Below are 19,738 nucleotides of genomic sequence, written 5' to 3'. Positions count from 1 at the left end.
GAAGATGTGGGGGCGGGGTGAAGCGGGATGCTGGGGTGGGTGAGGATGTGGGGGCGGGGCTGAGTAATTTTGGGGGAAATGCGAGTGCGAGGGCAGGATGAGGCGGGATGCTGGGCTGGGCGGGGATGTAGGGGCGGGGGTGAGTAACTTTGGGGAAGGAGAGGAGAATTTCCGGCAGGGTTTTTATTCTATTGTAGTTTGTACATTAGATTGCCCTGTAATTGGCTGAAAAATGGGTTCTGTTGCACTTCGTACAGTAGAAATCTTTAAAAGGAGAGTTTTCGGACCAAATTCCAGAAATCTAATGTATGAACTACATCAGAATGAATCTCAGCGCTGGCAAACGGCAATTCTGCTGCAGTAAATGCAATCACTTTGATATAGGCTTAATTGCAATTAGAACAACTAAAACGTCCGATATTCCAACGATTATCCGTTTAGTAGTAGTTGTACATTTAAATTTCTATCTGTGCCTGGGTTTTCGCCATTCGGGCAAATTTAGTTGTACAGCCTACACTTGGAAGTGAAAAAGCTTCTTTTGGAGTGTCTTTAGTTGTACAAAATACACCTATCGCTGAATGCTCGCTTTGAACGAAATTTCATAATGGGTGCATGATTGAAAGGATGATTTGTTAAGTAAATTGGTAATTTGGAGTAATTTTGCACAGTTATTTGTTTTAAAAAAAATATCCGTCGTAGCTACAGCTTCCCGCACTAGCGGTGCAGAAAAGCTGTAACCGGCGGCTATCGGGACTTGAAGGACGGCGGGCTCTATTGATAAGCATCCGCCCGCCCGGAGGGCAGCGCCCCGGAGTACGGCGGGGCGCTCCGTACCCAGGAGCCGCGGATATCCCGCGACTCATCCCAGCTCTGCTGCTCCGCTATGGCGCGCAGCAGCGGATCAATCCACCGGGCGGCGGCTGCGTAGCCGCCCAGTGCGCGCAGCTGCGCCTCCAGGGGAGGCCAGGCTGTGCGCACTGGGGATTTGCCGCCGCTGTAGAAGGCGGCATGCAGGTCTTCCCGGTCAAGCGGGCGCAGCGGCAGGTCTTCATAATGGCTCACGATCAGGTGAGCCAGGCAGACTGCGCCTTTGGCGATGACCGGGGAGACCAGGAAGCTCGGCAGGGTCCGGTACTCGAAGCCGCCATGCGGCTGAGGGCGGAAATCGCCGAGCACGCCATAGCGGGGACGCCGGGCCGCAGCCCGGATGTCCTCCAGCAGGAACAGGGGCAGCGCTAGATAGTTATCTAGCGCGCGCAGGAGCGGCGCACACAGTGTGACGCCGCTGAAGTGCAGGTGGCCGCCGAGGGCCCAGCCCCGCAGCGGCATACCTCCCGCCCGCCAGCGGAGCGAGCGGTCGGTAATGAGCCGGTCCGCCTCGCGTGCGGCGGACATCAGCTGCGCCAGCAGCGCGCGCGGTTCCCCGCGCGGCGCAGGGCGCAGCTCCGCCACCGGGAACACGCCGCGCGTTCCCGGGGGTCCGGCGTCGCAGCCCGCGACGCCTTCCATGGGCAGGTACCGCGACGCCGGCACGACGCGGCCCGTGGATTCCCGGAGCAGCAGGAACTCCGGGTCCATGCCCATGAGCAGCCCGGGCCGGCCCGGCTGCTCACTGTCAAGCATCCGCGCAAGCGCTGCGGAAGCTGACCGGTACGGCTCAGGCAGCGCTCCTGCGGGCTCAGGCATCACCGGAGTGATGCCTGTCACCATGTACCGCCGTTCGCCCATGGCCCGCAGCTCCACTTCGCCGCTGTCCAGTCCCAGACTATACAGCGCCCGCACCGCAGTATTCCGCAGAACCCCTGCAGCCCCCCGCAACTCCCTTCCCCCTCCACCTAAACTGCCAAATGCATCCCCACCACTCCCATACTCTTCCTGCCCCCCAGCTCCTACCCCACCATTCCCATACTCACCCTGCCCTCCAACTCCTCCTACACCACTCCCATAATCACCTTGCCTTCCAGCTCCTACCCTCCCCCTCCCATCCCCACCCTGCCGCTCAGCACCTAACTCAGCTCCTGCACTATCACTCCCACCCAACCATCCAGCTCCTACCCCACCAGCCCCCAGGACCCCGCCCATAGCCGCTCCCGCTCCAAGCGGCTGGCAGTCCAGCACGGCCAGATTAAAAATAAGCACGCGGTAGTGCTGTCTGTAGCTTGCGGGGTCTTGTCCATGTGAATGAGTATGAGCATGAGTGTCTCTTGTATCTTTTCGCCGTGCCCCTCTAGCGATAGAATCGGAGTCGGCCTCAATCCCGCAGCGCCGGAGCCTGCGTTCAATCTGCTCCGGCGCAAGCTGCCGGAATACGTTCAGCCCTTCATTCATGTCTGATGCCTCCGCCCATACGAAATTCCTCAGGACCGTATCCCCTCGCGCACCGTCCTATAACCGGACAATACCCTTTGAGCATAAGCCGCTGAGGAAACCTGACCCCCAAATTATCAAGTGGAAATAGCACAATCATTCTTACCATTCAAAAAAAATTTTCACATTTTAAAAAAAAGAGGGCATTCGCCCTCTACGCCGCTGCCCTCTCATCATATAATGGATCATAACCCATACAGAACTTCAGGCAGCGGCGTATTGCTTCCTACAACTCATCATCCAGAGCGTCAGGGTCCAGATCATCGTAATCAAAGCTCTCGCCGTCAAAATCATAATCCTTGTCTTCCAGATCATCACTCTGATCACTGACAAACACGCGGACCTTGGTCTCAGCCACCAGTTCCGCCTCGAACTCGCGTTCCACCCGAAGAGTCACACTGCCTCCACCCGGCGATACCCCGGCTTCCACACAATTGGGTTCCTGCGTTGCCTCCGCAGAGACCTGTGCCGTGGAAGCACGGTGTCTCGGATCGAGGTACGACAATGGAATAAGCTCCACATAGGAGACCGTTTCCTTGGCAACCTCGGTCTGCTTGTTTTTGTCGTACGAATACCAGATGTTCACATCATAGGTACCAATTACTTCGATTCCGTTCCCGGCGGCAACCGCTTCGTACTGGTGGTTAATGATCCAAGCCCCCAGAATACTAGTCGGATGATGTGGCGGAGTCACGGTATGGGTTGCGGTAGAGAACTTACGACCTTTGCCGCAAATTGCCTTCGTAATGATCTCCCTTGTTTGACGTTTATGGCTTAATGACATCTTTGAACCTCCTCCATACAATCATTCACTATCAAGTGTATGCACGTTCTGGGCATTTGTTGATTGTTAGAGTAGAAATAAATTTGGGTAAGCCCTCAGATGCCGTAACTGAAGCCCTTTGCTTCATTTTATTGCCGGATTTAGTCCATTATGAGTCTCCCGATCCGAAAAAAAACAAAAGTAGCGCCTTCCCCAAACCGGGAAAACCGCTACTTTTTGTGGTGCCATCATCTTAAGCCGGGAAGGGGCAGAGGCCCCCTGCTAGGAAAGAACACGTACGATGCCAAGCTGCCGGTGGCGGCTGAGATCGATGAAGTCCTCACCGATGTTCACCAGCGGACGCAGCGGGTCATGAGCCAGAATCATAATAATTTTGCCAATCTGCCCGTCCGTCAGGAGCACCTCATTGCCGATCATCGACTGCATCAGCTTATTAATGAACACACTGCAGATATAGGGGTCCAGCTTGCCGTAGACATTCTCGTCTATCTGCTTAAGCACCTCATACAGCGGCGCGGCTGTACGGTAGAAGCGGTCCGAAGTCATCGCATGGAAAATATCCGCCACCGCCACGATCTTGCTGAAATCCGTAATCCGGTGGCCCAGCACGCCGAAGGGATAACCGCTGCCGTCCATCCGCTCGTGATGCTGGAGCGCTACAAGCGCCTGCATATGAGTGGTGCCCACCGTATCGCGGATCATTTCATATCCATAGGTGGTATGCTTCTTCATCAGGGCATATTCATCCTCACTCAAGGGTCCCGGCTTGGTGAGAATTTCGGCGGGAATCATAATTTTGCCGATATCATGAAGCGTCGCGGCAATTGTCAGCATACTCAGCTCGTCCGGCTTCAGCTTCAGCCATTTGCCAAGCAGCGTAGAGATGATGCCCACCGCCACATTATGCCTGTATGTATAGTCGTCCTTAGTCTGCAACGCAGACAATATTCCAAAGAAATCATTCTTCTCGCTCACCTGCTGAATGAACGGGAGCACTTCATTCCTGAGCTCAATCATCGGCAGACGTTTCGTCTTCGTGTAGCGCAGCTGTTCAAAAATATTCTCCATCGACGCCGTACAGTCATCCACGGCCAGCTGATAGAATGCAGCACTGTCGACCTGGACCACATCCTGAGGCTCCAGAACGATTTTGTGCTGCGTAATCAGGCGGATATGCTCTCCGGTGAGCAGGGTCAATGCCGGCAAGACAAATACACCGCTATGATTAAAAAGGTTTGCTACCAGCTGTTTGCCGATATATTGATCATTGCTGTTATTCATATTCCTCACCTGCCAGACCAAGATTATTGATTTTGTACATAACTTAAGAGACTAGCCCATTTTTTGTGCTTATGTTTCTTATCGTTATAATACACTGGAATGTGAATACCTGACACCTAAATTACATGGTTTTGCTTACGCCTTGCCCTTCGATGGCCGCTTATCCCTTAGCGGATGCAGCTCGACCGGGCTTTTATAGCGCTTGGCAATCTTAAGATATAGCGCAAGCTCGCGGCATAATTGCAGAATGGCGGAGCGGATCTCGAATTCCTCACGCGAATCCGGCAGCTCCATCTTTTGGAACTCCTGTTGCAGCTCCTCTAGCAGCCGCTCGGTCCGGCCGGTATATTCCTCAGCCAGTACATCGCCGCTAAGCTGGTCGAACAGCTCCGCCACCATATCCCCATGCGGCAGCTGGCGGTACACCTGCGAGAGCAGCTGCAGCATATTCTGGATGGACTCCAGCTGCTCCTTGCGCATATAGAAGTACACGTTCCAGGCTTCATCGGGATGGATTACATGATTCTCCATTTCCCTGGATGCCGCACTCAGCCCCTTCTCCACGACCTCCCCTGCCCCGATCAGCTCTTTGCCGTCCCAGATATAGCCGGGATCACGCAGCGTTCTCGCCATCTGCCGGAAGATCACCGAGAAATAACCGTCAACTTCTTTGCGGATACCCGCAATCATCCCGCCTGTCTGCGGCATATAGATGAAGTTAACGAGTCCGGCCGAGCCGAGCCCGATCATCAGCAGCTCAATCTGCTGCAACAGAATGTGAACTGTGATATCAGCTTGTCCAAATACGCGGAACACAATAACGGAGCTGGTGACGATCCCTTCCTTGAAGCCGGATTTGACAATCAGCGGGAAACCGAACAATACATACAGTCCGAGCACCCAATAATGAAATCCGAGGACAAAGAAAAGAATACAACCCAAAAAGAGTCCCACCAGCGAGGCGAAGAAGCGCGCCGTAATCGTGCGTAGACTCCTTTTGCGGGTCGTTTCCACCCCGAGAATGGCCAGCAGTCCCGCGCTTTGCGCACCCGGAATACCAGCGGCGGCTGCCAGCAAAATAGACAGCAGAGTTGCAGCCGCCGTTTTAATAATACGAAATCCCATGTGAATACCTCTCCTACACCGTTAAGCTTCATCATTCAGATAAAGATATAGTCATGGTACAAGATTTTGCCAAGAGACACAATATGACATGGTTCTTACAGTCTCGACAACAGCAGCTTCTCCACATACACCACCAGCTGGTACATGGCCGTAGCCACCGCCGCAATGATGAGCAGACTCGACATGACCAGGGTGAAGTTGAACACCTGAAAGCCGTAGATAATCAGATACCCCAGCCCCGATTTCGCCACCAGAAATTCACCGACAATGACGCCGACCCAGGACATGCCGACATTCACCTTCAGGGTGGAGACCACCGCCGGGAACGACGCCGGGAGAATCACTTTGCAGAACTCCTGGCCTTTGGAGGCACCGAAGGAGCGGACCACCTTGACCAGATTCGGGTCCACGCTGCAAAAGCTGTTGTACACTACCAGAGTCGTGATAATCACGGTTATAGATAAGGTTGTAATGACAATGGCGGTGAAGCCTGCCCCGAACATTACAATGAAAATCGGCCCCAGCGCTACCTTCGGCATACTATTGAATACGACCATATACGGGTCCAGCACGGCGGACAGAAAAGGCGACCACCAGATGACGACAGCCAGCAGTGTCCCGATTAAGGTGCCCAGCACAAAGCCCACCACGGTCTCCCCCACAGTTACTCCCAGATGCGGCCACAGACTGCCGCTGACCATATCCCCCCAGATCTGCCCGAAGACCTTCGTCGGATAGCTGAACAGCAGCTCATCGATCCAGCCTATTCTGGCCCCGGCCTCCCAGAGCACGAAAAACAGCAGCAGCAGGCTGATCCGGACCATAAGCACCTGACTCTTGCGGCGCTTCTTCTTCTTCTTGTAATCTGCATGCTTCTGTTCCAGCCACTGCGCACGGGAGGCCGTCTCACGGGGCTGCGCTTCTGTATTCACATTTCTTCCCTCCCTGCCAGTTCCATTTCCTTCCACACCTTGTGAAAAAGCTCCGCGAAGCCCGGCAAGTCCCGCGCATACAGCGGCGGGGTGCGGCGAATCGCTTCCGGAATCTCAAAAATCCTGCGGATTCTGCCCGGATTCGGCTGGAGCAAAATGACCCGGCTGCTGACCGCAATCGCTTCAGACAGGTCATGCGTAACCAGAATAGCCGTGGTTCCCCGGCGCATCAGCGTCTCCGAGACCAGATCCTCCAGCTGCAGCTTAATCTGGTAATCCAGCGCCGAGAACGGCTCATCGAGCAGCAGCAGGCTGGGGTCGGTAGCCAGTGTCCGCACGAGGGCAACACGCTGACGCATCCCTCCTGAGAGCTGCGCCGGGTAGGCGTGTTCCTTACCCTCCAGCCCCATATCGGCCAGGAGCTGCAGGGATTTAGCGCGCGAGCTCCCAGTGAGCCTTCCGGTCAGCTCCAGCCCAAGCAGCACGTTATCCTCAATCGTTCTCCAGGGGAACAGATAGTCCTGCTGGAGCATGTAGCCGACCTCCGGCGAGGGTCCAGTGGTGGAACGCCCGCTGAGCAGCACCTCGCCGCGTGAAGGCTGCAGCAGCCCGGCGATGATCGACAGAATCGTCGTTTTGCCGCAGCCGCTCGGTCCGACCAGGCTGACGAACTCGCCTTGGCCGACGCTGAGATTCAGATCCTCTATAGCAAGCGAAGCCTCGCGGTCTCCCAGATAGGCGTGCGTGACTTCCTTCAACTCGACTACTGGAAGCATATTTGTTGGCCTCCTCACTCCTTGATGCTGCTCTCTGCCTGCTCTGCAAAGCTGTTATTAACAATCTTAGCGGCAGGGATTCGTTCCTTCAGCTCACCGGCATGGTCGATGACATCCAGCAGATTATTCCATTCCTTGTCATCGATAACCGGGTTCAGGGCATAGGTATCCTGTTCCTTATAACGGCTGATGGCAGAGACCACGATGCCCCGGTCAATTTTTTCAAAATAAGGCATAACCGCGTCAGCAATCTCCTCAGGACTATGAGCCTTCACCCATAACTGGGCACGCTGGACCGCATTGGTGAATTTCTGCACCGTGTCCTGATTCTTAGCAATGTAGCTCTGCTTGGACATGAATACCGTATACGGCAGATAACCGCTCTCTACCCCGAAGGAAGCGACCACCTGACCCCGGCCTTCACTCTCGAAGATCGATGCCTGTGGCTCGAATAGCTGCACATAATCCCCGGTCCCTGAAGCAAATGCGCCGGCAATATTGGCAAAATCAATGTTCTGGATCAGCGTCAGATCCTTCCCCGCATCAATCCCCTTGTTCAGCAGCGTGAATGCGCCCGCCATCTGCGGCATACCCCCTTGCCGTTGCCCCAGGAAGGTCGAGCCCTTCACTTTGTCCCATGTAAAATAACTGTCCGGTGTACGCGCGAACAAGAAGGTTCCATCCCGCTGCGTAAGCTGGGCAAAATTGATTACAGGATCATCCGCCCCCTGCTGGTACACGTAAATGGAGGTCTCCGAACCGACCAGCGCCACATCGATGGCCCCTGAGAGCAGGGCCGTCATGGTCTTATCTCCGCCCGGTATCGTCTGCAGCTCTACATCCAGCCCTTCATCCTTGAAAAAACCCTGCGATAAGGCCACATATTCAGGCGCATAGAACACGGAACGGGTAACTTCACCGATCTTCACCTTGACATCAGCGGATTTACTGCCGCAGCCTGCAAGAACAGAGCCGAGCACAAGCATCAACAAGAACGGCAATGACAGTCTTTTGATCCCTTTCATCCTTTCCTCTCCTTTCTTCCCGGGTCTTTCGCCCTTGCTCTATGCATATGCGGCAGTCTGTAGAAAGGTTAAAGCACAATATGTGAAGCGCTTACATTTTATTCAATTCGTCCACCCCTTCCCACCCGTGAGCGATCGCAGCGCCGTATTCACGCTGTACCGGACCAACGGGCCCTACTCACAAAGGACCGGGCGGTGCTCTTCGCCGTGGCTATTTTGGCAAAAACATTCTTACTTCAGCAGCCATTCCCCAAAAGCATGACACAGCTCCGCCCTGGTAAGCGGGAATGCAATCATGTAATCCTGTTCCGCTCCACTGCTGCTTCGCAGAAGCCAGCCGCCTGAAGAAGCTTCAATGAAAGATACCTGCTGCAGGCTCCAGCCCTCACCGTTCCTGGCACATAACCGCAGCTCTCCGGATGCTGTGCGGTTCTTCAAGACTTTTGCCAATTCAGCAGAGCTGTCAGGATCACCTGTCTCCGCTCCCAGCAATTCTGCCAGCACACACAAGGTCCAGGTCCCGGCCTTCTCATGTATTTCCTCATATCTGCGTCTGGACAGGAATAGCGCGGGAACGGACAGGGGGCTTTGGGTCTGCACATGCTCGAAGCAATTGAACAGGTAATAACAGGCCCGCTTCATCTCTGCCGGCTCCTTCAGTTCGTATCCGAAATCGTCCTCTTCCATTAACCCTGTTAAGATGATCTTCTCATTATGTACTTGCAGGCATACATCCTGCGCATATTCACTCTCATTGAATTTCATTCTGCAGATCCGCTTGGAGCCTGAGGCTGTGTGCAGGAGCTCGGCGACCACTGTCCGCTGGCTTTCACCCGGGAACAGATACTGTGCCAGACAAATAAACTCTTGATTGTTCACATTCTTTATCCCTTCCTTTTTAGCATGCTTCCGAGTATTAATGTAAATGAGTTACATTCAAAAAAACAGCAAAACTATAAAACTTGCAATCTTTATGTTATCATAAGCTAATTTTAAGGTAAAATTAAGAAAGTCAGGGTAAGATCAATACCATGAAATACTTTTAGCGAGGTGGTTTTCAAAATGAGAATGCTCATCACTTTTCAAAACAAGCTTGTCCCTGTATATTTCACCACAGAAAACAAACAGCCGACCCAAAAAGTACTTCGACTGCTCAACAGTACACTTGAACTCAAAATTCAAAAGGGTAAAAACGCTCTGCAGACCTGTTTGAATTCTCTGATCAGTATCGAAATTAAAGGCTCAGAAGCTATATTGCACAGTTACAGTGAAAATGATTCATTGGCCTTATCCCTCTATTAAACAGAGGGATATTTTTTTGCCGATATGCATATAAGGGTAAACAACTTAAAAAAGCACATGCCCGCAAGTGAGGGATGCGCTTAGTCTATGGGTTGCATGGACTTTGTTGTCAACATTATAGTCTCGATCAGCCAATCCGGAGGTTTCGGTTCTCCTCTTTCTCAGCCTTTTTAATTCGCAATGTGAACAACTTCACCAGGTTACGACGGGTATGCTCTTCGTGACAGCTGTCCAGTTTCTTCAGGATGAAACGGTCAATGGACATGTCAATCGCTCCTTTAGATGGGGGCTTAGTCCCGTAATCTGGAGAGGGAATCATTTCCTGATCTCCTTATATCACCTATATAACCGGGTCGCTGCGTCCCTAAACTTGTCCCTATCCCGACCTGCGCCGCTTGCGAAAATAGGAATACTACATATGGACCATTCACCGGTAAATTGGATTGCTGTAATAGAAGATATGGTATTTTTGCGAAGGATAGCAGCTTCTGCCTTTCAAAACAAAATTTTATCCGACGGATATTTACAAACTAAAAATTAAATGCTATATTATCGATAGTTAATATAATATAGATACCTAAGGAGAAATCATAATGTCGAATGTACTGTTTATCAAAGCTAATAACCGCCCGGCCGAGCAATCCGTAAGTGTTCAGCTCTACAACGAATTCCTGTCCAGCTACAAGGAAACTCACCCGCAGGACCAGATCACTGAACTCGACCTGTTCGCTGAACAGCTTCCTTACTACGATAACACCCTGATCACTGGCGTATACAAAGCCGCTCAAGGCTTCGAAGCCACTCCTGAAGAAGCAGCAGGCGCTGCACTTGTGAAGAAGTATCTGGACCAGTTCCTGGCCGCTGACAAAGTAGTCTTTGCCTTCCCGCTCTGGAACATGACCGTTCCGGCTGTACTGCATACCTATATCGACTACCTGAACCAGGCTGGAACTTCCTTCAAGTACACTGCTGAAGGTCCTGTAGGACTGCTGACTGACAAAAAAGCAGCCGTTCTGAACGCCAGAGGCGGCGTATACTCCACAGGCCCGGCAGCAAGTGCTGAAATGGCTGTTAACTTCATCATGGGTAACCTGAACTTCTGGGGCTTCAAGGAAACTACACAGGTAATCATCGAAGGACACAACCAGAACCCGGATAAATCCGCTGAGATTATCGCTTCCGGTCTGCAACTGGCTAAGACTGCAGCCGCATCGTTCTAATCTGTTATTACTTTAACCTGCATACGTAAAACGGGCTGTCCCAAATGCCATGAAATGGCTGCTTGGGACAGCTTTTTTTCTTCGGAGTTGGATCAACGAGAGCACTTGGGTGGACGCTCCGTGAACGGAACGTTGTTCCAATCACTGTGCTCTCCAGATTTTTTTCATTCCCCTTAGCGGTGAAAATCCGGAGACCAAGGTGAACGCTATCGCTTTTCCACATTCGTTCCGTCCTCTCCGCTGTTTAAGCGGGATGCGAACATTCTTCTAAAAACGCAAAAAAAGACTTTCAAACTGCTTTTAGAAAATCGAGAACTTGGAGCTACTATCCGGGATGGCGTAGCTCCTACTTACAAATGCTCAGCATCCAGCAAGTTTATTCCGTTATGCAAATTTTTTTAATATTCGTCCAGCACCCGCTGCCAGCTGCCCGCCTTCGCACGGGGCGGCGCACTTTTGGTGGAGGCGGCGGCTGTCTTGCGCTTCTGTCTCGCTTCCTTGCTGTTCTGGAATTGCAGCTCCTTCTGCGTCTTGTGGTAATTCTGCAGCCGCTTCCCGTCGAGCACACCGCTTGCGGCCGCCTCAAGCACGGCGCAGCCTTCCTCCCGTGTATGAGTGCAGTCGCTGAAGCGGCATTGCGCCGCCAGCGTACTGATCTCCCCGAACGCCAGGTCTAGTCCGCCGTCATCCTCCCACAATTGCAGCTCGCGCATTCCCGGCGTATCGACGATGATTCCGCCGTCAGGGAGAACAAACAGCTCGCGGTGTGTAGTCGTATGACGTCCGCGGCTGTCCCCTTCCCGCACATCCTGGGTGAGCTGCAGATTTCGGCCGCTGAGCCAGTTGACCATCGTCGATTTGCCGCAGCCGGACGAACCGGTCAGAGCTACAGTATGACCCCTGCCGATGTAGGGCTGCAGCTCCTCCCGCCCGTCGCCCAGTATCGCGCTGACCACATGGACCGGGACACCGGGAGCGGCCTGCTGCATTTCGGCCATTTTCAGCTCCGCATCGGTGCACAGATCTGCCTTGGTCAATAGAATGACCGGATTCGCCCCGCTGTTCCAGGCCATAATCAGATAACGCTCCATCCGCCGCACATTGAAATCATCATTCAGTGCACTTACCAGGAATAAGGTATCCACATTGGAAGCCACGATTTGCTCCTCCTGCGTCGGTCCCGCCACCTTGCGCGAGATGACGCTGTGACGGGGAAGCACGCCATGAATCACTGCATGCGCTCCTCCATCCTGCATCGCCAGGACCACCCAGTCGCCTACCGCCGGATACTCGCCGGACCCGCTCAGCGAATGACGGAACTTGCCTGACAGCTCACCCCACAGCTCACCTGCTGCGGTAATTACCTTGTATTTACTGCCGAAATCTCCGGCAATCCGTCCCGCTGCATACTCCCTGTCGTCCAGCAGCCGCAGCTTATCTGTCCATTTCCTGTTCCATTCTTCATTCCAGCCGTACTGTTCAAGCTTGATATCGATATTCATACATTTCCTCCTGAATGGGTTATTATCTTTTTTTATTAAGACGCACTTAAGATTAAAACTCCAAGCATGGTCGTCACTGCGGTGAACATTTGGACTTCCAGCCGCTGTTGTGTTTGGATTTCCCTATTTTAGAACCGCTCCTCGCGGTAGAAATCCAAACACAAAGGCGGACGCTACCGCTCCTCCAGTTCCAAATTTCCCCTCCGTTTCTTTTTGCTTTTTCTTATTTTCTTAAGTGCGTCTCATACATCCGCTTACCACATATCCATGTATCTCCGGGCAGCATTGGCTCCACATGCGTACACAAAAAAGCCGCCGGAACCCAATGGTTCCGGCGGCAGAGGCAGACTCGGCCGCGGTCCGGCTTTTGCTGTTGTACAGCAAAGACCGTCCGCTGCGGGCAGAGTCATTCCAGGATAGTGAGTCTGCTCCTCTGCACGAGAAGAGCAGACTCCACTATCCGGGCGTGATGCAGCAGACCTGCACACGCAAAAAAGCCGCCGGAACCGATACGGTTCCCGGCGGCTCTAGAAGGCATCATAGAGCTTACTTGCGAAGCTGGGGATTAAATCTTACTCCACAGCCGCATTTCCCGGAAGACACGTATCCACAACAGTAGCAACCAATCCTGAACCGCTAGTATAAACTGCCATTTGACATCGTCTCCTTCCGAAATAATATGTTGTTATAATAGACGGCCCGGATGCCGTTTGTCAAGCAGCAGGCCTTAACTTTCTCAAATAATCCCCCGCAGCTCATTCAGCTCCTGAATGACCGCGACCGGCTTCACGTTCAGCGATTCATCCCAGGCATGGTTGCGCTTCAGCCAGATCGTATCCATTCCGCTCTGCGCCGCCCCCCAGATATCATTCACCGGATGATCCCCGATGAATATAGTCTCTTCCGCCGTGGAACCCAGGCGTTCCAGGGCTAAACGGTAGATCGCAGGATCAGGCTTGCTGATCCCGGCTTCGCCCGAAATGACAATCGTGCGGAAGTAGCCGCGGAGTCCGAGCAGATCGATTTTGCCATATTGAATATCTGTGCCGCCGTTCGTGACCAGTCCCAGCGGATATCCGCGGTCCAGGCAATACTCCAGCGTCTCCACCGCATGCTTCATCATCGCCCCGTGGCGGATATAGGTCTCGTCATAATAGGCCCGGATGTCCGCAGCGGTCAGCGCCTTCTCCCAAGGCAGAACCTCGCTCAGCTCCGCGAAGAACCCGTCCTTATCCCGGTATCCGTCAGCATCCCTGATAATCATATCCTCGACCACCTGCGCAGCCTGCTCCTCGCTCAGATGTCCCAGGTGATCCTGCACAAACTTCGTGCTGAAGCTGCGGAAGGTCTGATCACGGTCCATCAGGGTGTTGTCCAGATCAAACAGCAAAGCTTGTACCTCTCTCATGTATACGCTCCCCTTCTGTCGTCCATTTCTGCGTTCAACGCACCAGATGCTTATTGTACTACGCTCCGTGTCGCAAAATAAAGACCATTCCGTCAGGAAGGACAACCTCTCCTTCGTCAGAATGGCCTGTATAGGGGGAATCAGGTACCTGCGCTTTCAGGACTCAAAATGCTCTGCCCGGTGCGTCAGCATCATTTCCTCGTCGGTAATATAGAGCGGGAACGGCGGTGTCTCCTTCAGATAACGCTCGGTGGACAACAGCCGGTAATGAACCTCAGGCAGCCAGGCGTCTTCGAGCAGCGGCAGCTTGCCGGTGTCACTGATATAATTGTCTACCGCTGATTGAACCATGTCGAGATAGTACGGCACCAGCTTGTCAGATTCTTCAAAAATCTCAAAGGTCTCGCTGGACATATAGAATTTCTGCTGCGGAACTCCGCCTAAATATCGTTTGAGCCGGATCAGGTCAATACTTTTATCTTCCTGAATCAGAGCGGTACGGTTAATGGGCGCGGGCATATCTTCTTCAAATTGCCTTACAGCCTGCTTGATCTGCGGCAAAGTAACGGTGGGATGATTGGGTTGCAAGTTTTTTTTGGCACGTTTGAATATCATACTGAAGGTCTCCTTTCGAAGCTTTTGTCAGATAACGCTTACAATACCATTTTATTCGTTATTTGAACAATTAATCAGCAGTTTCGCACTTGTCATAAAAAATCCCCATTTATTAGATCATTATTTGACATTTTCCCAGTGAGTCCAGAGCTCGGGCGGGTTCAGCTCATATCGCTCATTCTCCCGGTACATGAATTGGTGCATAATGAACTCGCGGCGGATTGTGGCATAATCCTCATGGAACGGCTTAATGAACTCGTTAATCTCTTTTTCCGAATAGACCACACCTGGTTCGAGCTTCTCCACCATATATTGCAGCGCAATTAATTTCTTCTTGTATTGTGCAGGAATCTGGCGCAGGCGTCCGTCTTTGGCAAAAAAATTACGGAGCACCGACTCCTTCAGACTGTGTTCAGGCGAAACTTCCTCCATCTCCTCCACCCCCTTTGCAAAAATAAATTTCAGCGAGGCCTCGGAGCCTGACTGGATAAACTCGGGATTCAGCTTGAAGTATACAGTGTTCTTGTCTCTGCGCTCCTGAATGAGAGCGGCTTCACGCAGCTTGGCTGCATGGTGGGTCACCGTAGGCTGTGACAGATTCAGCTTCTCGGCCAGGGCATGACCGTGAACTTCGCCCCGGGACAGGAGCAGAAGAATGCGCAGCCGGGTGGGGTCGGATAAAGCTTTGTGATAGGCGACAATTTTGTCTAATTGCAAGCGGGACCACGCTCCTACGGATATTCTTAAGGCAGTCTGTTTGAACTGCAATTTTATACTTTAGATATATATCTAATTATATACCCATCATTCCATCTGATCAATCCCCAGTTTGCGGAATTTCACCGGCCATGGCAAAAAATAAAAATATAAGGTACCATTTACTGAATAGAATACGAACTTAGGAGGACATAGCTATTATGTTAGACGTTATTATAATCGGCGCCGGTCCCTGCGGACTATCTGCAGCCATCGAATGCCAGCGCCAAGGGCTCTCCAGCCTGATTGTGGAAAAGAACTTCATTGTCCACTCCATCTACCTGTATCCGACCAACATGCAGTTCTTCAGCACCACCCCGCTGCTCGAGATCGGAGATGTGCCCTTCACCTCTCCGAATGACAAGCCTTACCGCCATGAGGCGCTAGTCTACTACCGCCGTGCGGCCGCGCAGCATCAGCTTGAGATTGCCGCTTATGAAGAAGCCTTGTCCGTTCTGCCGCAGGAGGATGGCAGCTTCGTTGTACATACGGTCAACAAGCGAGGCGAGGAGCAGCAACGTAGCGCAGCGAACGTAGTCATCTCTACCGGTTACTTTGACCAGCCTAACCTGATCGGGATTCCCGGGGAGGAGCTGCCGAAGGTCACGCATTATTTTGGCGAGGCACATCCTTATTCCGGCATGAAGGTAGCTGTAATTGGGGGCAGTAATTCAGCTGTGGACGCTGCGCTGGAGCTGCTGCGGGTAGGCGCCAAGGTGGATATGGTCTACCGGGGAAGCAGTATCTCGGACAATATCAAGCCTTGGGTGCGTCCGATCTTCGAGAGTATGGTGCAAAAGGGGAGCATAACGCTGCATCTGGAATCGCGCGTCACGGAGATCACACCGGCCTCGGTTCGGGTAACCTCGTCCGTGAACGGGGAATCTACCGAGCTGGACAATGACTTTGTGCTGGCGATGACCGGCTTCCGCCCCAGCAGAGCCCTGCTCACCTCTGCCGGGGTGCAGATGGATGACTCTATGGATAAACCAGCCTTTAACCCCGCTACCATGGAGAGTAATATACCGGGCATCTATGTTGCCGGGGTTATCGCTTCCGGACGGAATGCCAACGAGGTATTCATCGAGAGCGGGCGGGGGCACGGCAAGCTGATTGCCGATCATATTGTGAGCACAAGGCTTACTTAGAGAAGGAGTGTATCCAAGCTATGGATATAACCTCGTTATTACTGCTGGGTCTGGCAGCGCTCGGTGTCGTCAGCAGCAACTCGCCGATTACCATTGCCATGGTCGTGCTGCTGCTGATCCGTGTGCTGGGACTTCAGCAGGCTTTTCCTTGGCTGGAGAAATACGGGCTGACCGTCGGCATCATCATCCTGACCATCGGGGTCATGACACCGCTCGCTAGCGGGAAAATCTCCCTCCAGACCATCGGACAGTCATTCCTGCACTGGAAATCCCTGGCCGCCATCGGAGTTGGTATCCTGGTCGCTTACCTGGGCGGACGCGGAGCCGTGCTCATGGGCAGCCAGCCGACCATCGTCGCCGGACTTCTCATCGGAACTGTCCTTGGCGTGGCTCTGTTCAAAGGCGTTCCCGTGGGACCGCTGATTGCCGCCGGCATCCTGTCGCTGCTGATTGGCCGGATGTAAGCCCCTATCAACTTCAAGACCAAGGGAAGACCAAACAGGCTGCAAGTCACCCAATCGGGTGGACTTGCAACCTATTTGATTTGAATAAGAATAGTATAACCGCGCTACCCATCCAGCCGCTGAACGTTGAACAGCCGGGCGTAGCTCCCCGCAAGTCCCATCAGCTCCTCATGGGTACCGCGTTCGGTGATTTCCCCGTTCTCCAGTACAATGATTTGGTCGGCGTGGGTAATCGTAGACAGCCGGTGGGCCACAATCAGCGTCGTCCGCTCGGAAGCGAGGGACTGTAACGCCTGCTGGATCAGATGCTCGGACTCCAGATCCAGCGCGGAGGTTGCTTCGTCCAGAATCAGCACCTTGGGGTCCTTCAGGAACACTCGTGCGATCGCCACGCGTTGCTTCTGTCCGCCGGACAGCTTCACGCCCCGCTCCCCCACCTCAGTATCATAGCCTTCCGGCAGCTGCATGATGAAGTCGTGGGCATTGGCGGCTACCGCAGCCTTCACTACCTCCTCTTCACCAGCCTCCGGGTTGCCGAACCGGATATTGTCGCGTACCGAGCCGCTGAACAGGAAATTATCCTGCAGCACCATGCCCACTGTCCGCCGCAGACTCTCCTGGGTTAGCCCCCGAATATCGTGTCCATCCATACGAAGGCTGCCTTCGCTGATATCGTAAAAGCGCGGGATCAGGCTGATCAGCGAGGATTTGCCGCCTCCGCTCATCCCAACAAAAGCCACCGTCTGGCCCGGAGCAATGCTCAGGTTAATGTCCCGCAGCACCCAATCGTGCTCGTCGCTATACTTGAACCATACGTTGTTGAATTCGATCTTTCCGGCTGCCTTCAGCAGCGGCTTCGCGTCCGGAGCATCGACAATATCATACGGCTCATTCAGCAGCTCCAGCACACGTTCAAGCGATGCCGAAGCCTGGGTTAGCACGGTCGAGGAGTTGATCAGGCGGCGCAGCGGCCCGTACATCCGGTCCAGATAACCGAAGAAGGCCACGAAGGTCCCAAGCGTCAGGTTGCCCTGGATCACCTGGTATCCCCCATATCCAATGACGAGCAGCGGCGCAATATCGGTCAAGGTGTTGATAATCGCGAAGGTGAAGGCGTTCCACCGCGTTTGCGCCAGCGCTTTTTGCAGAAACTTGCCGTTGATCTCCTCGAACTGCTGCTGGTCCACCCGCTCCATCGTGAAGCTGCGGATGACCGCAATCCCCTGAATCCGTTCATGCAGGTAGCCCTGAATGACGGCAAGAGCCTGCGACCGGTCTTTGGTCAGCACCTTGAGGCGCTTGTACAGCGTATTGACGGCAATGCCATACAACGGCAGAATCGCAATCGCCACCAGCGTCAGCACCGGATTCAGATAGAGCATGAAGCCCAGGGCGAAGAGCAGAGTGAACATATCCAGCCAGACGTTCATCATTCCGACCTCAACCAGGTTCTTCGACTGCTCCACATCGTTGATGAACCGGGAGATGGCCTCGCCCACCTTCGTATTCTGATAATAACGCAGCGACAGCCGCTGCAGATGCCCGTAGAGCTTATTGCGCATATCGAAAAGGACCTTGCTCGTAATCAATTGAGCGAAATACTGGCGGTAATACTCCACCGGCCCGCGGACAATCACGAACAGAACCAGGCCCCCGTATATCACCGTCATCAGCTTCGAGACCCGCTCCGCTATCGTCAGTGCCGGATTACCCAGCAGCTCATCGACTACATATTTCAAAATCATCGGCAGCGTCAGCGGAATGCTGAATTTGACCATCCCGATGATTAGAGTGAGCACAATCCATTTCATATAAGGCCGAACAAAGGTATAATAAGATTTCCAAGGTTTCACGGCGTGTCAGGTCCTTTCCAATTCATTCTTCATCAGGGTACAGTTGACATTTGCGCGCTGCAGTGTTTTATTATTTTTAAACAGTTACGGTTGCAGTACCGAAATTCAGGAGGATAATGATGCCCAGACAATTTGTGACGGAAGCCGTCATGATGGCGATTTACGGCCAGCTTCTCATCCCGCGGAGCCCTGTAGAATATATAGTCCCTTATACCACAATCATGGAACTTTACGAGCTGCGGGACAGCGATGAGCCGGTGATGAGCCAGGCGGATGATGACAAGCATGTCAGACTCAGAATCCGCGAGCTGATCAACTATTTCGAGGAGCCGCTGAATGCCAAGAAGATCAACCGCTGCCTGAATATCCCCTGGGCCAAAAGCTCCGGTATCCTCCTCGGCGGACACGCGCAGATTACCATCATCAACAGCATCGACAATGCCTCCTATGGAGAAGCGTTCGATCCGATCGAGACCGAGCTGCTGCTGGCGTCCCAGCGTGAGAAGGTGCCGATTCTGACCGACCAGTTCGAGCTGATCCAGCGCATCATCGAAGGCGGTGTTCCCGTCCAGGTATATGACATTGATGATTTCGAGTTCGCCATGGAGGAAGAAACCTTCCGCAGCTCGCACTGATCTTGTCACTTGAGCGGCGGGCAGCTTCGGTGGACCTCAGGGCGTATGGTTAAAGAAAAGCCCTTGCCTCACGGCAAGGGCTTGTTCAGCATTCCCGGCAGGGTGCCAGAAATCTGCCTTGGACTCCAGCTATCCCCTTATGCCACCGGCACAGGCTCATACTTATATTCGATGTCATCCTCCGCCTGCGAATAGACAATGGACAGATTGTACCCCTCCATATACCACAGATCCTGCTCTTCCATATAGAAGGTCAGACCTCCCTGCCCAAACTGCACAGCAGGACGTCCCGGCTGCTCGGTGGCAATGCCCAGCGAGAAGCCGGGATGCAGGCCTCCGCCTGAGCTGTACCGGGGAAACAACCGGATATGTGCACCCTCCTGGAGGCTCAGCTCTCTTTTGAACCAGGCAGCTGCTTCCGGACTAATTACTATGTTCATCTCTCCACTCCTCCCGTCTACCCCAATCATACCCAAAAAACTTCAATTCACCAAATCGAAGCGGTATTACACCAAGGTGCCGTCTCTTCCGCAAAATTAAATTTG

Annotated in this window: 21 protein-coding genes; 6 read left to right on the top strand and 15 right to left on the bottom strand. The window is 53.2% G+C overall.

Annotated elements, in window-relative coordinates; translation table 11 throughout:
- Positions 1-771 precede the first annotated feature (771 nt).
- The 8 genes from ACFSX3_RS07650 to ACFSX3_RS07615 form a co-directional block, all read right to left on the bottom strand.
- Entirely contained in the window at positions 772-2,328 is a 1,557-nt protein-coding gene (locus ACFSX3_RS07650; protein ID WP_209989647.1) for a putative amidoligase domain-containing protein, read from the bottom strand.
- A 265-nt stretch (positions 2,329-2,593) separates the two neighbouring features.
- Complete coding sequence (locus tag ACFSX3_RS07645; RefSeq protein ID WP_209989644.1) at positions 2,594-3,151, bottom strand: outer spore coat protein CotE; 558 nt, start codon at positions 3,149-3,151, stop codon at positions 2,594-2,596.
- 261 nt (positions 3,152-3,412) lie between these two features.
- On the bottom strand, positions 3,413-4,432 hold the full coding sequence (locus ACFSX3_RS07640; RefSeq protein WP_209989642.1) for an HD-GYP domain-containing protein: 1,020 nt from the start codon (positions 4,430-4,432) through the stop codon (positions 3,413-3,415).
- 135 nt (positions 4,433-4,567) lie between these two features.
- Positions 4,568-5,557: an aromatic acid exporter family protein gene (locus ACFSX3_RS07635; protein WP_209989638.1), complete on the bottom strand. Its 990-nt coding sequence runs from the start codon at positions 5,555-5,557 to the stop codon at positions 4,568-4,570.
- Positions 5,558-5,652: 95 nt separating this feature from the next.
- On the bottom strand, positions 5,653-6,441 hold the full coding sequence (locus tag ACFSX3_RS07630; RefSeq protein ID WP_379258726.1) for an ABC transporter permease: 789 nt from the start codon (positions 6,439-6,441) through the stop codon (positions 5,653-5,655).
- A 44-nt stretch (positions 6,442-6,485) separates the two neighbouring features.
- Positions 6,486-7,265, bottom strand: a complete 780-nt coding sequence (locus ACFSX3_RS07625; protein ID WP_209989631.1) for an ABC transporter ATP-binding protein — start codon at positions 7,263-7,265, stop codon at positions 6,486-6,488.
- 14 nt (positions 7,266-7,279) lie between these two features.
- Positions 7,280-8,290: an ABC transporter substrate-binding protein gene (locus tag ACFSX3_RS07620; protein ID WP_209989628.1), complete on the bottom strand. Its 1,011-nt coding sequence runs from the start codon at positions 8,288-8,290 to the stop codon at positions 7,280-7,282.
- 231 nt (positions 8,291-8,521) lie between these two features.
- Complete coding sequence (locus ACFSX3_RS07615; protein ID WP_209989625.1) at positions 8,522-9,169, bottom strand: hypothetical protein; 648 nt, start codon at positions 9,167-9,169, stop codon at positions 8,522-8,524.
- A 183-nt stretch (positions 9,170-9,352) separates the two neighbouring features.
- On the opposite strand from ACFSX3_RS07615, the gene ACFSX3_RS07610 reads away from it, so the two are divergent.
- Positions 9,353-9,592 carry a hypothetical protein gene (locus ACFSX3_RS07610; RefSeq protein WP_036699054.1) on the top strand — a complete coding sequence of 80 codons (240 nt, stop codon included), beginning with the start codon at positions 9,353-9,355 and terminating at the stop codon, positions 9,590-9,592.
- 127 nt (positions 9,593-9,719) lie between these two features.
- Here the strand turns inward: ACFSX3_RS07610 and ACFSX3_RS07605 are convergent, their stop codons facing one another.
- Positions 9,720-9,857: a hypothetical protein gene (locus ACFSX3_RS07605; protein WP_209989622.1), complete on the bottom strand. Its 138-nt coding sequence runs from the start codon at positions 9,855-9,857 to the stop codon at positions 9,720-9,722.
- A 328-nt stretch (positions 9,858-10,185) separates the two neighbouring features.
- On the opposite strand from ACFSX3_RS07605, the gene ACFSX3_RS07600 reads away from it, so the two are divergent.
- Positions 10,186-10,812 carry an FMN-dependent NADH-azoreductase gene (locus ACFSX3_RS07600; RefSeq protein ID WP_209989619.1) on the top strand — a complete coding sequence of 209 codons (627 nt, stop codon included), beginning with the start codon at positions 10,186-10,188 and terminating at the stop codon, positions 10,810-10,812.
- A 398-nt stretch (positions 10,813-11,210) separates the two neighbouring features.
- On the opposite strand, the gene rsgA is transcribed toward ACFSX3_RS07600, so the two are convergent.
- Positions 11,211-12,302, bottom strand: coding sequence for a ribosome small subunit-dependent GTPase A (rsgA, locus tag ACFSX3_RS07595; RefSeq protein ID WP_209990198.1), 1,092 nt, complete (start codon positions 12,300-12,302; stop codon positions 11,211-11,213).
- A 307-nt stretch (positions 12,303-12,609) separates the two neighbouring features.
- On the opposite strand from rsgA, the gene ACFSX3_RS07590 reads away from it, so the two are divergent.
- On the top strand, positions 12,610-12,933 hold the full coding sequence (locus ACFSX3_RS07590) for a hypothetical protein (RefSeq protein ID WP_209989617.1): 324 nt from the start codon (positions 12,610-12,612) through the stop codon (positions 12,931-12,933).
- A 117-nt stretch (positions 12,934-13,050) separates the two neighbouring features.
- Here ACFSX3_RS07590 and ACFSX3_RS07585 read toward each other — a convergent pair whose 3' ends face one another.
- From ACFSX3_RS07585 to ACFSX3_RS07575, 3 genes are all read right to left on the bottom strand, one after another.
- A complete protein-coding gene (locus tag ACFSX3_RS07585; protein ID WP_209989614.1) occupies positions 13,051-13,722 on the bottom strand; it encodes an HAD family hydrolase in 672 nt (223 codons plus the stop codon).
- A 156-nt stretch (positions 13,723-13,878) separates the two neighbouring features.
- Positions 13,879-14,337, bottom strand: a complete 459-nt coding sequence (locus ACFSX3_RS07580) for a DUF3939 domain-containing protein (protein ID WP_209989610.1) — start codon at positions 14,335-14,337, stop codon at positions 13,879-13,881.
- 120 nt (positions 14,338-14,457) lie between these two features.
- Positions 14,458-15,054, bottom strand: coding sequence for a DUF2087 domain-containing protein (locus ACFSX3_RS07575; RefSeq protein WP_209989607.1), 597 nt, complete (start codon positions 15,052-15,054; stop codon positions 14,458-14,460).
- Between the two features lie 200 nt (positions 15,055-15,254).
- Between ACFSX3_RS07575 and ACFSX3_RS07570 the strand changes: the two genes are divergently transcribed.
- Complete coding sequence (locus ACFSX3_RS07570) at positions 15,255-16,241, top strand: YpdA family putative bacillithiol disulfide reductase (RefSeq protein WP_209989604.1); 987 nt, start codon at positions 15,255-15,257, stop codon at positions 16,239-16,241.
- Between the two features lie 20 nt (positions 16,242-16,261).
- Complete coding sequence (locus tag ACFSX3_RS07565) at positions 16,262-16,705, top strand: DUF441 domain-containing protein (RefSeq protein ID WP_209989601.1); 444 nt, start codon at positions 16,262-16,264, stop codon at positions 16,703-16,705.
- A gap of 104 nt (positions 16,706-16,809) precedes the next feature.
- On the opposite strand, the gene ACFSX3_RS07560 is transcribed toward ACFSX3_RS07565, so the two are convergent.
- On the bottom strand, positions 16,810-18,558 hold the full coding sequence (locus ACFSX3_RS07560; RefSeq protein ID WP_379256430.1) for an ABC transporter ATP-binding protein: 1,749 nt from the start codon (positions 18,556-18,558) through the stop codon (positions 16,810-16,812).
- A gap of 119 nt (positions 18,559-18,677) precedes the next feature.
- Between ACFSX3_RS07560 and ACFSX3_RS07555 the strand changes: the two genes are divergently transcribed.
- Positions 18,678-19,193: a hypothetical protein gene (locus ACFSX3_RS07555; RefSeq protein WP_036724586.1), complete on the top strand. Its 516-nt coding sequence runs from the start codon at positions 18,678-18,680 to the stop codon at positions 19,191-19,193.
- 137 nt (positions 19,194-19,330) lie between these two features.
- Here ACFSX3_RS07555 and ACFSX3_RS07550 read toward each other — a convergent pair whose 3' ends face one another.
- Positions 19,331-19,633: a HesB/YadR/YfhF family protein gene (locus ACFSX3_RS07550; protein WP_209989595.1), complete on the bottom strand. Its 303-nt coding sequence runs from the start codon at positions 19,631-19,633 to the stop codon at positions 19,331-19,333.
- Between the last annotated feature and the right edge of the window lie 105 nt (positions 19,634-19,738).

Source organism: Paenibacillus rhizoplanae (assembly GCF_042684125.1).
Classification (GTDB): Bacteria; Bacillota; Bacilli; order Paenibacillales; family Paenibacillaceae; genus Paenibacillus_AQ; species Paenibacillus_AQ rhizoplanae.
The sequence above is the reverse complement of the archived record's forward strand: the minus strand, read 5'-3'. Positions and strand labels throughout refer to the sequence as shown.